This window comes from Streptomyces sp. NPDC034099 (genome assembly GCF_055575415.1).
Window position 1 is genome coordinate 783,776 of the sequence record NZ_JBVISR010000002.1, and the last position, 14,521, is coordinate 798,296.

Sequence of the window (14,521 nt, forward strand, 5' to 3'; positions counted from 1 at the left end):
TCACGCCACCCTGTTCACTTCCGCAACCGGGGCAGTCTCGCACGGAGGACCGACGGCCGTCAGCCCCGGTACGCGTCAGCCCCGGTGCGCGGCACGGGCCCTGGGCTGCTTCGGTGCCGGGCGCTTGCCGCCGTCCGGCCACAGCTGGGGCGGGCGCTTGGCGGCCACGTCCTCCATCCAGCCGAACCAGACGACGCAGCTCCCGATCAGCAGCCAGGCGATGGCCAGGACCGGCCAGGGGCTCTCCAGCAGCCAGGGGACGTGCTCGCCCAGGACGTCGAATCCCCACAGCCGGTCCCACAGCGTGGCCGCGACGAGGATGCAGACGTTGTGCCACAGGTAGATCGTCACCGCACGGGAGTTGAGCAGGGTGATCAGCCGGTCCCAGCGGCGCAGCCGGCGCGGCCACTCGGTCCACGAGGGGCTGACGTGCAGGAGCAGCAGCACCGTCGCGAAGGACCAGACGGCCTGCGCGAAGGGGATGGAGTCCAGGTCGTACCCGGTCCTGAAGCCCTCCCGGAAGGCGTACCAGAGGCCCAGCGCGGCGATCACCGGGGCGACCGAGGGCACGACGTAGCGCGGCAGCCGTTTCAGGACGCCTTCCTGGTGGGCCATGCCGAGGACCCAGCAGGCGCCGAAGGTGCTGAAGTCCGTGAGCGCCGACGGGAAACGCTCGCCCGGCAGTTCGAGGTAGCCGAACTGGAAGGCGGCCGACAGCACGAGCGGCGCGAGGATCGTCAGCCACGGCAGGGCGCGCAGCGCACGCAGCAGGACCGGGGAGAGCAGGACGTACCAGAGGTAGGCGCGGATGTACCAGAGCGGCCCGGCGAGTTCCGCGGCCCAGTCCTCGCCGAGGATGCCGTGGACTCCCGGCAGGCCCTCGGCGAAGGGCGGGTCGCTCAGCGGCAGGACCCAGTAGAGGAGGTGGAACCACCACCAGCCCGGGTGCCCGTCGTCGCCCGGTCCCCAGCCCTGCAGCACCATGCCGGTCACACCCACCGCGCCCAGCAGCCACAGCGGGGGCAGCAGGCGGCGCATGCGGCTGCGGACGACCTGGACGGCCGGCCGCTTGAGGCTGCGGGCCATCAGGTTGCCCGCGAGGGCGAACATCACGCCCATGGACGGGAACACCACCGGCAGCCAGGCCCATCCCATCAGGTGGTACAGGACCACGCGGAAGAGGGCCACCGCCCGCAGCAGGTCGAAGTACCGGTCGCGCACGGGTGCGCGCCGGGCCTGCTTCTGCTGGGGGATCACCGGTACGGCGGTGTCCGCGCCGACGGGCGGGTGGAGGGGTGGTGCGGTCATGTGCGGGGTGCTCCGGGTCGGACCAGGCAGGGGCGGGGCGGGCACGGCGGGGCCGGGCGTGGCGGCGGTCGGCCGCGTCGGGTCGTAGGGCGGGGTGGTCATCCGACCGGCCTCCCGTCCATGGCGCGGGACCGCCGCTGGGACGGGACGCCCTCGGCGCCGGGCGGCGGCGCGGACACCCCGCCGCTGCGCCGCAGCTTCTGCCAGCGCAGCCGGCCGCCGGTGAGCGCCGTGATCCAGGACTGGAGCAGCACCACGTACATGATCTGGCGGTACAGGATCTGCTGGAGGGGCAGCGAGATGAGCGGGGTCAGCTTCTCCCGGTCCAGCCGGAAGGCGTACGCCGCGCACACCGCCTGGATGGCGAGGACGCCGAGCCAGGCCACGATCGTCTTGTCGGTCGGGCCGAAGACGAGGCCGTAGAGCAGGAAGACGTCGATCAGCGGGGCCAGCAGCGGGGCCACCACCATGAACAGCGAGACGAAGGGCAGGCCGACGCGGCCGAAGCGGCCCGAGGGACCCTTCTCGATCACCGCGCGGCGGTGCTTCCAGATCGCCTGCATGGTGCCGTACGACCAGCGGTAGCGCTGGGACCACAGCTGGCTGACGGATTCCGGTGCCTCGGTCCAGGCGCGGGCGTTCTCGGCGTAGACGACCCGCCAGCCGGCGCGGTGCAGCGCCATGGTGACGTCGGTGTCCTCGGCGAGCGTGTCGTCGCTCATGCCGCCGATGGGCTCCAGGGCGGAGCGGCGGAAGGCGCCGACCGCGCCGGGGATGGTCGGCATGCAGCCGAGGACGTCGTACATCCGGCGGTCCAGGTTGAAGCCCATCACGTACTCGATGTGCTGCCAGGCGCCGATGAGGCTGTCCTTGTTGCCGACCTTGGCGTTGCCCGCGACGGCCCCCACTCTCGGGTCGCCGAAGGGCTGGACGAGTTCGCGGACGGTGGAGGGCTCGAAGACGGTGTCGCCGTCCATCATCACGACGATGTCGTGACGGGCGTTGGCCAGGCCCCGGTTGAGCGCTGCGGGCTTGCCCGCGTTGAGCTGGCGGATCACCCGGACACCGGGCAGGCCGAGCCCCTCCACGATGCGTGCGGTGCCGTCGCTGGAGCCGTCGTCGATGACGATGACCTCGATCGGGTGGTCGCCGGCCACCAGGGAACGCACCGTGTTCTCGATGCACTTGGCCTCGTTGTACGCCGGGACCAGCACCGTCACCGGTTCGGTGACCGCCGGGCCCCAGCGGAAGCGCCTGCGGCGTACCCGGCGGGCGTGGACCCCGGACAGCAGCAGCATCAGGCCGAAGCGCCCGATGACCAGCGTGCCGATGACCGCCAGGCCCACCACCAGGCCGTCGGTGAGCTTCTCCGAGGCCTGGACCAGGAAGACCCACGCCTTGCCCTTCCACAGTTCGGCGCCGGTCACCGGGGTCATGGCGCTGGGCGCGTCCAGGGCCTCGGTGAGGTTGTCGAACTCGTAGCCCTGCTTCTTCAGGTCGGGCAGGAACCTGTCCAGGGCCTGCACGGTCTGGTGGCGGTCGCCGCCGGAGTCGTGCATCAGGACGACGGCGCCCTTGCCGCCGTGCGGCGTGGCGCGGCGGATGATCTCGTCGACGCCGGGCTTCTTCCAGTCCTCACTGTCGGTGTTGTTGACGACGGTGATGTAACCGCGGCTGCCGATGTACTCGGTGACCGGCCAGGACTTGTCGTCCATGGCGTCGGCGAAGGAGGAGTAGGGCGGGCGGAACAGCGAGGTGCGCACCCCGGCCGCGCCGGTGAGCGCCAGCTGGTTCTGGGACAGCTCCCAGTCGATGCGCTTCTTGGACTGGAAGGAGAGATCGGGGTGGTTGAAGGTGTGCAGGCCCACCTCGTGGCCCTCGTCGACCATGCGCTCGACGAGGTCGGGATAGCGGGAGGCCATGGTGCCGGTGACGAAGAAGACCGCGTGCGCGTCGTGCTTCTTCAGCACGTCCAGCACGCGCGGCGTCCAGGTCGGGTCCGGGCCGTCGTCGAAGGTGAGGACGAGCCGGTGGTCGGGCACGCTCAGGCTCTCGGTGCGGCCGCCGCGCACGTCGATGACGGGGCCGCCCTCGAGGATCTTCTCGGGTACGCCGGTGGTGGCGGCGGGCGGCTGGACGCGGTGGTCGGCGAGGATCTCGCTGTGCACGTATCCGCGCAGCATGAGCATCGCCACCAGGGCGACCAGGACGAGCGGCGGAAGCAGCAGACGCAAGGGCACACGGCGGCGGGAGCCCTCACGGGAGCTGCGCGCGGCCCCGTGACGGCGGGTGCGGGATGCCATCAGAGGGTGTTCTCCGGGGACAGGGAAGGGGACGTGGAGGTGTCGGCGGGACCGGCGACCACGACGGGTGCGCCGGCCTGACCGGCGATGGGGTCCGGGGCGCCCGCGCCGTTGGCGTCGGTGCCGCCCGCCCCCGGGTCGGTGGCCGTGGTGGAGCCGCCGGTGGGCCCGGTCGGGTCGGCGGAGGTGCCGCCGCCCGTCGGGGCCGACGGGTCCGTGGTGCCGGCGGGCGGGGCCTGCGTCGACTGCGTCGGGTCCGGACCGCTCGCGCCGCCACCGCCCGGATTGCGGTCGGTCCCGGGCACCGAGGACTCGGTGTCGGCGCTCGTGCCGGACTGCCCCGTGGAGCCGCCCGTCACGCCGGACGTACCGGACGCGGGTGCCTCGACGCCCGGTTGGGCGGTCGCACCGGCGCCTGCCGAGGGCGTGGCCTGCGGGGCCGGGGCGCCGGTGCCGGAGGGCTGCGCCGACCGGGAGGGCAGCGGGGTGGTGTCGACCTGACCGGCCGGTGCGCCCTCCTCCTGGCCCGGTACGGGCATCCAGGGCGCGTCGGAGTTGCCGGAGAGCAGCGTGGAGACGATGACGACGGCGTAGACCGCGCAGGCGACGCCGACCAGGATGCCGAGGCGGCGGTACAGGCGGCTGCGGCGGCCGGACGCGTCGACGAAGACGGGCCCGTCGGAGGGCTCCGGGCCGCTCTTGCGGTGTCCGCCGTCGGCCCGCAGGAGCACGCCGTCACCGAGGTGGACGGCGTCGAGCTGGACGGTGACCTCGTGCGGGTCGTGGGTGTGCCCGGCGGCGGCGCCCGCGTCGCCGTCCGGGTCCGGCAACTCCTGCCAGGGGTCGCGGAGTGCGGCGGTGGCGGGTCCGGGCGGGGGCACCGGCGAGGGTGCGGGTGCCGGTGCGGGGAAGGCGCGGGTGGGGGCGACCGGGGCGGCGGGACGGGCCGCCGGGAGGACGTCCGTCCGGTCGGGGTCCGGGAAGGGACCGGGGCCGGTGCCCTGGGCGTGACCGGTGCCGTGGCCGGTTCCGGGCGCCGGGGCGGCGTTGCCCGGGTTCGCCCCGGCCGGTTCGGTTCTGCCCCAGGTTGTCCGCGCCTGGGCCAGCGGGTCCGGGCCCCGCCCGTAGGGAGCACGGCCGCCTATTCGGGAGCCCAGGACCTCCGTCCGGTCGGCGTCGGAACTCCCGCGGCCACGCGGGCCGTCACCGGAATCGCCGAACCACCCCGAGCCCGACGCGGTCACCGGAGGTTCCCCGGCCGGGGGGAAGGGGCGGGTCGGGGGCAGCACCTCGGTGGCGTCAGCATCTCGTCTCGCCTCCGGGAGATCACGAGCTCCGGACTCGGCCTCGGGCCACTCCGGTTGGGCGTCTTCTTGCCAATTCTTCACGCGCGCGCACTTCCCCCCACGGAACACTTCCGGGTGCGCATACGACTCCGAGCACTCGTCGGCCGAACCGGCCCCCACCAGGTTCGAGCGCCCCCTGTATCACACCGTGCTCAGGCAAAGAATGTAGCGCACGCGGAGGATGTGTGGTGGCCGAGTGTCACTTGTGGAGGGACATCACAGCGGCGTCGACGGCCGGAATCCATCCGTCGCCGGGGGCCTCCAGCCAACCCTTTTCGGTCGCGACCTGCGACGCCGCCCGGCGCAGCGCGTCGAGCGCGGGATGCACCAGTCCCTTTCGCCACACGAGCGAGACCGGCGACAGCGGCACGGGGTCGACGAGGGGGCGCACCACGGTCGAGGCCATGGCCGGAAAGCTCTCCACGGCGAGGATCGGATTGCGCGTCTTGTCCATGATGCGCTGGAACTCCTCCTCGCCGACCGCCAGCGGAGCGGGGGACGCCACGTGGATGCCGCGCCCCTCGAACAGGCGCTGCGCGAGGTCGGTCCACTCCGGCGTGCGCGGGTTGCCGGCCCCGGCGTACACGGACTCTCCGGCGAGTGCGGAGAGCGGCACCTCCGCCAGCCGGGCCAGCGGATGGTCCTCGGGCAGGACGACCGCCATGGGCTCCAGGCGCACGGGCTGGTGGGCGAGTCCGGCACGCAGGGCGGCGGGCAGCCCCGCGAACCGGCCGAAGGAGGCGTCGAGGCGGCCCGCGACCAGTTCACCGGCGGCGTGGGTCAGTCCGCTCTCGTAACGCGCCATCAGCTCCTGCTCCGACGCGAGCGCACGGGCCCGCTCCAGGACCAGGCGGCCGGTGACCAGACCCGGGGAGTTGAGGTCGACCAGCAGCGGGCGGGCCTGGCCGAAGGCGGCCAGCAGGTCGTCCTGCGCCTGGAGGACCCGGCGGGCGTGGGGCAGCAGCCGCTCGCCGTCGGCCGTCGGCGTCACCTGCCGGGTGGTCCGGACGAACAGCTCGGCGCCCAACTCCCGCTCCAGGCGTCGCACATCCCTGCTGAGCGCCTGCTGGGCGACGTAGAGGCGGGCGGCGGCGCGGGTGAAGTGCAGCTCCTCGGCGACGGCGACGAAGGCGCGCAGGAGGCGGGGGTCCAGGTGGGCGGGTGCGGGCACCCGGTGAATTTACAACGCCGGTGCGTGAATGGCCACGGAGAAGGTGTTGGACCCCCCGACCGTCGCCGGGCGACGGTGGACGCATGCCGCAACCCACTCCGGCGCGCCCGGCCCGTCCCGGTCGGGCCGCCCCCCTCCTGGCCGTCACCGCCGACACCCTGGTCGCGGCCGACTTCCGCCCCCGCACCGGACGCCGGCCGCCCGGCCCGTACCGGCGCCTCCTCGCCACGCCCGGCGCACGTGCGTTCACGATCGGGAACCTCATCGCCCGGTTGCCCATGGGCATGTTCAGCGTCAGCGCCGTGGTGATGATCGCCGGCACCCGTGGTTCCTACGCCCTCGCCGGCGCCGTCACCGCGACCGGGCTGGCGGCGACGGCGCTGGTCGCCCCGTGGACCGCGCGGCTCGTGGACCGGTACGGCCAGGCCGGAGTGGCCCTGCCCGCCACCCTGTTCGCCGCGCTGGGCTCCCTCGCGCTGCTGCTGTGCGTGCGGTACGGGGCGCCCGCCTGGACCCTGTTCGCCGCGTACGCCGCGACCGCGACGACGCCCAACACCGGCGGCATGGCCCGCGCCCGCTGGGCCCACCTGCTGAAGGGGGACGCCGACGCGCTGCACACCGCGAACTCCTTCGAACAGGCCACGGACGAACTGTGCTTCATGCTCGGGCCGGTCCTCGCGGCGTTCCTGTGCACCGCGCTGTTCCCGGAGGCGGGCACGCTCGTGGGCGTGGTGCTGCTGGTGACCGGCATGCTGCTGTTCACCGCCCGGCGCTCGACCGAGCCCCCGGCCCGGCCGCGCCCGACGGCGAAGGCTCCCTTCCGGGCCCCGGGCATCCCGTCGCTGCTGGTGGTGTGCCTGGCGATGGGCGGGGTGTTCGGCGCCATGGAGGTCGTCACCATCGCCTTCGCGGACGCACAGGGGCACCGTGCGGCGGCCGGTGCGGTCCTCGCCCTGCAGGCGGCCGGTTCCTGCGCGGCGGGTCTGCTCTACGGCGCGATCAAGCCCGTCGGACCGGCCGAGCACCGCCTGCCGTGGTGCGTGGCCGCGATGACCGCCCTGCTGACACTGCCGCTCCTCGCGGCCTCCCTCAGCGGCTCACTGCCCCTGCTGGCACTCACCCTGCTGGCCGGCGGGATGGCGACGGCCCCGACGATGGTGACCACGATGACGCTGGTCCAGCACCGCACCCCGGAGGGCCGCCTGAACGAGGGCATGACCCTCGCGGTGACCGGCCTGCTCGGCGGCATCGCCTGCGGCAGCGCGGCGGGCGGCTGGACGGTGGAGCACGTCTCCCCCGCCGCGGCCTACGGCATACCGGTCACGGCGGCCGCGACGGCCCTCCTCCTGGCCCTGCTGCCGACCCGGCGGGCCGCGTGAACGCGAGAACCCCCGGATCGTCGGCAGTGTGCCGGTGACCAGGGGGTTCCCCCCGTACGGGGGTGCGGGTGGCGAAGCCCCCGCAGCGCGCGGCGCAGCCGCGCAAACACGACGAGGGCGACGTGGCTCGCGCTTACCGCGAGCACACGTCACCCTCGACCTCGTGGAGATGGCGGGAATCGAACCCGCGTCCAACGGTGCGGAATCAGGGCTTCTCCGTGTGCAGTCCGCTTCGATTTTCTCAGCCCCGGAGATCACGCGGACAAGTCTCCGACGGGCTCAGTCACTGTTTGGTTTCCCTCTTCACCCCGTGACCGGGATCAAGGTTTAGTCCCCTAGCTGATGCCAGGATCCGGGTCGGGAACAGCCCCGGGCTGACACTCCCTTAGTAGGAGGCTCGCTTCGCTACCTGAGATCAGGCAGCGAGGGCGAAGGCCTGCTGGGAGGAATCGCGCTTGGTGTTGGCGATTATTTTTTTCGGCCTGTGGTTTACGAGATCATGGCCGCTTCCTCGACACGCTTCCCCTGCTTCGACAGCCGCTGTCGAAACCGATCATCCCCATGTTGATTTTTCAAGTCCTCCGAAGAGGGGCGCGCACCCTCTGTGGGGTGCAAGTGCCATCGTACGTGACCAACGCACGCACGTGCCAGCCTATTCCCGCGGCTCAGGCCCGCTGCTTGCGCCGGATCGCCGAGATCGTCCGCTCCGCCTCGCGGCGGTCCTGCTTCTCCCGGAGGGTCTGCCGCTTGTCGTACTCCTTCTTGCCGCGCGCCAGCGCGATCTCGACCTTGGCCCGCCCGTCCTTGAAGTAGAGCGCCAGCGGCACGATGGTGTGACCGGTCTCCTGGGACTTCGACTCCAGCTTGTCGATCTCCACGCGGTGCAGCAGCAGCTTCCGCTTGCGGCGGGCGCTGTGGTTGGTCCAGGTGCCCTGGCTGTACTCCGGCACGTGCACGTTGTGCAGCCACGCTTCGTGACCGTCCAGCTGCACGAAGCCGTCGGCCAGCGAGGCCCGCCCCTGGCGCAGCGACTTCACCTCGGTACCGGACAGCACGAGGCCGGCCTCGTAGGTGTCGAGGATCTGGTAGTCGTGCCGCGCCTTCTTGTTCTGCGCGATCAGCTTGCGCCCTTTTTCCTTAGCCATAGTGCGGTCCATTTTGGCACTACGGAGGGGCCTGACGGAAAGCCGATTACGCGGTCGGCCCGAGCCCGCTCAGCACCGTACGGGCCCGCGCGAGGGCGGCCGGGTCCGCCGGGTCGACCTCCAGGTCGGGCGTGATGCCCCTGCCGTCGACGCCGCGCCCGGAGGGGGTGCGGTAGTGCCCGACGGTCAGCTCGGCCACCGTCCCGCCGGGCAGCCGGCTCGGCATCTGCACCGAGCCCTTGCCGAAGGTGCGGGAGCCCAGGACGACCGCCCGGCCGCGGTCCTGGAGGGCCCCGGTGAGCAGCTCGGCCGCGCTCATCGTGCCGCCGTCGACGAGAGCGACCAGGGGCCTGGCGGTGTCGCCGCCGGTCTCGGCGTGCAGGGCCCGCTGGTCGCCGTCGACGTCGTACGTGGCGACCAGGCCGCCGTCGAGGAAGGCGGAGGCGGCGGTGACGGCCTCGGTGACCAGGCCGCCGGAGTTGCCGCGCAGGTCGAGGACGACCCCGGCGCCGGACGGCACCCGTGCCACGGCCTCGCGCACCTGCTCTCCGACGCCCTTGGTGAAGGAGGCGACCTTGACGACGGTGAGGCCGTCGGCGAGCGTGCGGACGGTCACGGGGTCCGTGGACAGCCGGGCGCGGCGCACGGTCTCGGTCCACGCGCGCGTGCCGCGCTCCAGGCCGAGCCGGACGACGGTGCCTGCGGGCTCCGGCTCGGCGTCGCCGCGCAGTATGGAGACGACCTCGGTGACGGGCCGCCCGTCGACCCGCTCGCCGTCGACGCTGCGCAGCCGGTCGCCCTCGCGGATCCCGGCGTCGGCGGCGGGTGAGCCGGAGCGCACCCTGGTCACCTGGATGCGGCCGTCGCGCTCGCGGCGCGCGGAGAGCCCGACGCCGGTGTACCGGCCGTCGAGGGCGTCCTCCAACTCCTCGTACTCGCCCTCGGAGTAGACGGCGCCCCAGCGGTCCCCGCTGCGGCTGACCGCGCGTTCGGCGGCCTCCACGGGGGACTTGCCGTCGGCCACGGCCTCGGCCGCCGCGCGGGCGACGTCGTCGTGGCGGGCCTGCTGACCGACGGGGGCGGCCGAACGGGCCGTGCCGGGCTCGGACTTCCGCTCCGGCCCGGGGAGCGAGCCGGTGGCCGCGCCCGCGACGAGCACACTCGCGAACACCAAGGTCAGGGCGGCCCCGTGGCGCACGCGACGGGGCTGACAGAACAGGTCACGACCTGACATGCCGGTGAGTCTAGGACAACGCGTAAGGGCCGCACGGTCCCTTGACCACGCGGCCCCCTTGGTATGCGTCACACCTTCAGGTACTTGCGCAACGCGAAGAACGCCGCCAACGCGGGCATCAGCAGACTCGTGGCCAGGATGAGCGGCAGCTTCGTCAGGACCGCGTCCCAGCCGATGAAGTTGATCAGGTTCAGCTTCTCGGACAGGGCGAGTCCGTGATCGATGATGAAGTACCTGGCGATCACGAGGAAGCCGCAGGCGACACCACCGCCGATCAGACCGGCGACCGCCGCCTCCATGATGAACGGCGCCTGGATGTAGAAGCCGGAGGCGCCCACGAGGCGCATGATGCCGGTCTCGCGGCGCCGGCTGAACGCCGAGACGCGCACGGTGTTGACGATCAGCATCAGGGCGACCACGAGCATGAGGGCCATCACCGCGCGGGCGGCCCAGTTCATGCCGTTGAGGAGACCGAAGAGGTTGTCCAGGATGCCCTTCTGGTCCTGCACGGACTGCACGCCGTCCCGGCCGTCGAAGGCGGTCGCGATGACCTGGTACTTCTCCGGGTCCTTCAGCTTGATCCGGTACGACTCCTGCATCTGGTCCGGCGTGAGGGAGCTGGCCAGCGGCGAGTCGCCGAACTGCTCCTTGTAGTGCTTGTACGCCTCGTCCTGCGACTCGTAGGTCACCTTCTCGACGACGGCCATCTCGTCGAGGTCGGACATGATCTGCTTCTTCTGGTCCTCGGTCACCGCGCCCTTGGCGCAGTTGGGGTCGGACTCGGCGTCGCTCTTGTTGCAGAGGAACACCGAGACGTTGACCTTGTCGTACCAGTAGCCCTTCATGTTGTTGACCTGGTCGCTCATCAGCAGCGAACCACCGAACAGGGCCAGGGACAGGGCGACCGAGACGATGACCGCGAAGGTCATCGTCAGATTGCGGCGAAGACCGACTCCGATCTCCGAGACTACGAACTGGGCGCGCATGGCGTCTCGTTAAGCCTTTCGTTCCTCGTCGTCAGTGCTGGTAGCCGTAGACACCGCGTGCCTGGTCCCGGACGAGGCGGCCCTTCTCCAGCTCGATGACGCGCTTGCGCATCTGGTCCACGATGTTCTGGTCGTGCGTGGCCATCACCACGGTGGTGCCCGTCCGGTTGATCCGGTCGAGCAGCTTCATGATGCCGACCGAGGTCTGCGGGTCGAGGTTGCCCGTGGGCTCGTCGGCGATCAGCAGCTTGGGCCGGTTGACGAAGGCGCGCGCGATGGCGACGCGCTGCTGCTCACCGCCGGACAGCTCGCCGGGCCTGCGGTCCTCCTTGCCGCCGAGTCCGACGAGGTCGAGGACCTGCGGCACGGACTTGCGGATCTCGCCGCGGGACTTGCCGATGACCTCCTGGGCGAAGGCGACGTTCTCGCCGACCGTCTTGTTCGGCAGCAGGCGGAAGTCCTGGAAGACCGTCCCCAGCTGGCGCCGCATCTGCGGCACCTTCCAGTTGGACAGGCGGGCGAGGTCCTTCCCGAGGACGTGCACCTGTCCGTGGCTGCACCGCTCCTCGCGGAGGATCAGCCGCAGGAAGGTGGACTTTCCGGAGCCGGAGGACCCCACGAGGAAGACGAACTCGCCCTTCTCGACCTCCAGGGAGACGTCCCTGAGGGCTGGGTGGCTCTGTTTGGGGTAGACCTTGGAGACGTTGTCGAATCGGATCACGGATGCACCACGGGTCGCCGGGGGTAGATGAGCGTGACCTTACGCGAACCGGGGAGCGGACCGCAGTCACCGGTCGGGGTTGCGTATCAGTTGTGTGTTTTGTCCCCACGGGAGGGCGCGCGGGGCCCCTCGGAACCTGGCACAGTGGAGGGGAACGTTCGTGTCGTCGCGGGCGTTGTTCCGAACGGAGCCGGTGGCAAGGAGGGCGAGCGCATGACGTACGACCGGTTGGTGTGCGCGAACTGCGCGGCGCCCGTGAGTGAGGGCAGGTGCCCGGTGTGCCGGGCCAACCGCGAGCGGCTGCAGCAGGAGAGCAATTTCCTGGCGGGACTGAATCCGACGACGCTGATCGCGCTGGTGGCGGTGCTGATCGCGGCGATGGCCCTGCTGGCCCACCAGACCGTCTGAGGCGCCGGGAGCGGCCTTCAGGGCCGCCGGGACGCAGCCGGACGGGTCCGCAGGCACCCGGAAGACAGGGAAGGGGCCCGGAGCGATGACGCTCCGGGCCCCTTCGTCCGCGTGCGCGGTGCGTACGCGGTCCGCTACCGTCAGGCAGCGGCTCCGCCGCGGCCGTTCATCAGACGCGGCAGGAAGCGGAAGCCGATGCCTCCGGCGATCATCGTCGCGGCGCCGACCAGCAGGAACGTGGTCTCCGCGGCGCCGGTCTCGGCGAGCTCCTCACCGCTGCCCTGGGCGGCGGGGTCGGAGGAGGCCGGGGCCTCCTCGCCGGTGTCGGTCAGCGCGGAGGAACCCTCCTCCTGAGCGACGTTGTCGTTGCCGCCGCCGTCGGGGGTGGTGTTGTCGCCGCCACCGGAGTTTCCACCGTTGCCGCCGTTGCCGCCGTTGCCGCCGTTGCCACCGTTGTCGCCGTTTCCGCCGTTGTCGCCGGAACCGCCGTTGTCACCGTTGCCGCCGTTGTCGCCGGCGCCACCGTTGTTGCCGTTGCCGCCGTTGTCGCCGGCGCCACCGTTGTCGCCATTGCCGCCGTTGTCGCCGTTACCGCCGTTGTCGCCACCCTCGGACGTGCCGGTGGAGGTGCCCTCGGAGGTGCCCACAGAAGTGCCCACCGAGGTCCCCTCGGAGGTGCCCTCGGACGTACCGACCGAAGTGCCTTCGGAGGTGCCCACCGAAGTTCCCTCGGAGCCGCCCTCAGTACCCTCGGAACCACCCTCGGTGCCCTCGGAACCACCCTCGGTGCCCTCAGAGGTGGCGCCCTCGATCAGGCCGACGCTGGTGTTGCCCTCGGTCGCACCTTCGGTGTCCCCGTCGCCGCCCTGGACGCTGACGCCGAGGCCGACGCCGTCGCCGTCGGCGCTGGCGTTCACGCCGATGTCGAGCGCCGAGGCGGCACCCGCAGCGGTCAGGGAGGCGCCGGCCGCGATCACGGCACCGGCCGCTATGCGCGCGACACGGATGCGCGTCTTCTTCGTCATGTAGTTGCTACCCCCAGTAGCCGATTAGTCGGTGAGGCCGCACTCGGGGGCCGTGATCGACGGGGGTGGCTGCGTGTGTGCTCAAGTCCCCCGGTTCACATGCGCCCCAGAAATACGCATGCCGAGCCTCACCATTCCGAGTTTTCAAAGCAACGTCAAGGCCATTGCGTACGCGATGTCCAGGTAAGGGACGTATGCCGGACACAAAGGCTGTGAGTGTGATGCAAAACCCAGACATCACCGGCGAACAGGGGCCAGACAAAAGGCAACCGCCGCCAATGGGGCGGCAGTTGCCTTGTCGACAAAGCGGCGACTCCGCTTCGCGTTACTTCTCCCGCTGCTTGCGCCAGCGAATGCCGGCCTCCAGGAAACCGTCGATCTCGCCGTTGAACACGGCCTCGGGGTTGCCCACTTCGTGCTCCGTGCGCAGGTCCTTGACCATCTGGTACGGGTGCAGCACGTACGAACGCATCTGGTTGCCCCAGGAGTTGCCCCCGTCGCCCTTGAGGGCGTCCATCTTGGCCTGCTCCTCCTGGCGGCGCCGCTCCAGGAGCTTGGCCTGGAGGACGTTCATGGCGGTGGCCTTGTTCTGGATCTGGGAGCGTTCGTTCTGGCAGGAGACGACGATGCCGGTGGGGATGTGGGTGAGGCGCACCGCCGAGTCGGTGGTGTTCACGCCCTGGCCGCCGGGGCCGGAGGACCGGTACACGTCCACCCGCAGCTCGGACTCGTCGATCTCGATGTGGTCGGTCTGCTCGACCACGGGGAGGATCTCGACGCCCGCGAAGGAGGTCTGGCGGCGCCCCTGGTTGTCGAAGGGCGAGATGCGCACCAGCCGGTGCGTGCCCTGCTCGACGGAGAGGGTCCCGTAGGCGTACGGCGACTGCACGGCGAAGGTGGTCGACTTGATGCCGGCCTCCTCCGCGTACGACGTCTCGTAGACCTCGGTCTTGTAGCCGTGCTGCTCGGCCCAGCGCAGGTACATGCGCTGGAGCTTCTCGGCGAAGTCGGCGGCGTCCACGCCACCCGCCTCGGCGCGGATGTTGACGAGCGCCTCACGCGCGTCGTACTCGCCCGAGAGCAGGGTGCGGACCTCCATCTCGTCCAGCGCCTTGCGGACGGCCGTGAGCTCGGACTCGGCCTCGGCACGGGTGTCCGGGTCGTCCTCCTCCTCGGCCATCTCGAAGAGCACGCCGAGATCGTCGATCCGGCCGCGCAGGGCCTCGGCCTTGCGCACCTCGGCCTGGAGGTGCGACAGCTTGCTGGTGATCTTCTGCGCCGCCTCCGGGTCGTCCCACAGCGAGGGCGCTGCCGCCTGCTCCTCGAGCACGGCGATGTCTGCCCTCAGCCTGTCGAGGTCCAGGACGGCCTCGATCGACTCCATGGTCGAGGAGAGGGACTTCAGCTCTTCGGATACATCGACGACTGCCACGCGTCCAGCGTAACGGCTCCGGCCGGCGGTCCACGCCCGGCGGGTGCGGGCACGGGCGCCGGG

General features: G+C 71.5%; 12 protein-coding genes and 1 other RNA gene. 2 read left to right on the forward strand and 11 right to left on the reverse strand.

Annotated features, from left to right (window positions below):
* Nucleotides 1-75: 75 nt before the first annotated feature.
* The 4 genes from ACZ56V_RS08575 to stgR all read right to left on the reverse strand — a co-directional run bounded on the left by ACZ56V_RS08575 (nucleotide 76) and on the right by stgR (nucleotide 6,128).
* On the reverse strand, nucleotides 76-1,308 hold the full coding sequence (locus ACZ56V_RS08575) for an acyltransferase (protein ID WP_398911119.1): 1,233 nt from the start codon (nucleotides 1,306-1,308) through the stop codon (nucleotides 76-78).
* A 98-nt stretch (nucleotides 1,309-1,406) separates the two neighbouring features.
* Nucleotides 1,407-3,611, reverse strand: coding sequence for a polysaccharide deacetylase family protein (locus tag ACZ56V_RS08580; RefSeq protein WP_468940359.1), 2,205 nt, complete (start codon nucleotides 3,609-3,611; stop codon nucleotides 1,407-1,409).
* On the reverse strand, nucleotides 3,611-4,855 hold the full coding sequence (locus tag ACZ56V_RS08585) for a DNA polymerase III subunit gamma/tau domain-containing protein (protein ID WP_468940362.1): 1,245 nt from the start codon (nucleotides 4,853-4,855) through the stop codon (nucleotides 3,611-3,613). The genes ACZ56V_RS08580 and ACZ56V_RS08585 overlap by 1 nt, the downstream gene beginning before the upstream one ends.
* 301 nt (nucleotides 4,856-5,156) lie before the next feature.
* Entirely contained in the window at nucleotides 5,157-6,128 is a 972-nt protein-coding gene (gene stgR, locus ACZ56V_RS08590; RefSeq protein WP_467378425.1) for a LysR family transcriptional regulator StgR, read from the reverse strand.
* An 83-nt stretch (nucleotides 6,129-6,211) separates the two neighbouring features.
* Here stgR and ACZ56V_RS08595 point away from each other — a divergent pair, with 83 nt between their 5' ends.
* A complete protein-coding gene (locus ACZ56V_RS08595; protein WP_468940365.1) occupies nucleotides 6,212-7,507 on the forward strand; it encodes an MFS transporter in 1,296 nt (431 codons plus the stop codon).
* A 161-nt stretch (nucleotides 7,508-7,668) separates the two neighbouring features.
* Here ACZ56V_RS08595 and ssrA read toward each other — a convergent pair.
* From ssrA to ftsE, 5 genes are all read right to left on the reverse strand, one after another.
* Nucleotides 7,669-8,068, reverse strand: a transfer-messenger RNA (tmRNA) gene (gene ssrA, locus ACZ56V_RS08600).
* 104 nt (nucleotides 8,069-8,172) lie between these two features.
* The gene (smpB, locus tag ACZ56V_RS08605; RefSeq protein ID WP_052841735.1) at nucleotides 8,173-8,652 is read right to left on the reverse strand and encodes an SsrA-binding protein SmpB; all 480 of its coding nucleotides are present in this window, start codon (nucleotides 8,650-8,652) and stop codon (nucleotides 8,173-8,175) included.
* Nucleotides 8,653-8,698: 46 nt separating this feature from the next.
* Nucleotides 8,699-9,886, reverse strand: coding sequence for a S41 family peptidase (locus ACZ56V_RS08610; protein ID WP_468940369.1), 1,188 nt, complete (start codon nucleotides 9,884-9,886; stop codon nucleotides 8,699-8,701).
* A 68-nt stretch (nucleotides 9,887-9,954) separates the two neighbouring features.
* A complete protein-coding gene (ftsX, locus tag ACZ56V_RS08615; RefSeq protein WP_052841736.1) occupies nucleotides 9,955-10,872 on the reverse strand; it encodes a permease-like cell division protein FtsX in 918 nt (305 codons plus the stop codon).
* A gap of 31 nt (nucleotides 10,873-10,903) precedes the next feature.
* Nucleotides 10,904-11,593 carry a cell division ATP-binding protein FtsE gene (gene ftsE, locus ACZ56V_RS08620; protein WP_003975843.1) on the reverse strand — a complete coding sequence of 230 codons (690 nt, stop codon included), beginning with the start codon at nucleotides 11,591-11,593 and terminating at the stop codon, nucleotides 10,904-10,906.
* A gap of 213 nt (nucleotides 11,594-11,806) precedes the next feature.
* Here ftsE and ACZ56V_RS08625 point away from each other — a divergent pair, with 213 nt between their 5' ends.
* The gene (locus ACZ56V_RS08625) at nucleotides 11,807-12,001 is read left to right on the forward strand and encodes a hypothetical protein (protein ID WP_398910443.1); all 195 of its coding nucleotides are present in this window, start codon (nucleotides 11,807-11,809) and stop codon (nucleotides 11,999-12,001) included.
* A 140-nt stretch (nucleotides 12,002-12,141) separates the two neighbouring features.
* On the opposite strand, the gene ACZ56V_RS08630 is transcribed toward ACZ56V_RS08625, so the two are convergent.
* Both ACZ56V_RS08630 and prfB read right to left on the reverse strand, forming a co-directional pair.
* A complete protein-coding gene (locus tag ACZ56V_RS08630; RefSeq protein ID WP_468940372.1) occupies nucleotides 12,142-13,026 on the reverse strand; it encodes a hypothetical protein in 885 nt (294 codons plus the stop codon).
* A 325-nt stretch (nucleotides 13,027-13,351) separates the two neighbouring features.
* On the reverse strand, nucleotides 13,352-14,458 hold the full coding sequence (gene prfB, locus ACZ56V_RS08635) for a peptide chain release factor 2 (protein ID WP_159328787.1): 1,107 nt from the start codon (nucleotides 14,456-14,458) through the stop codon (nucleotides 13,352-13,354).
* Nucleotides 14,459-14,521: the final 63 nt, after the last annotated feature.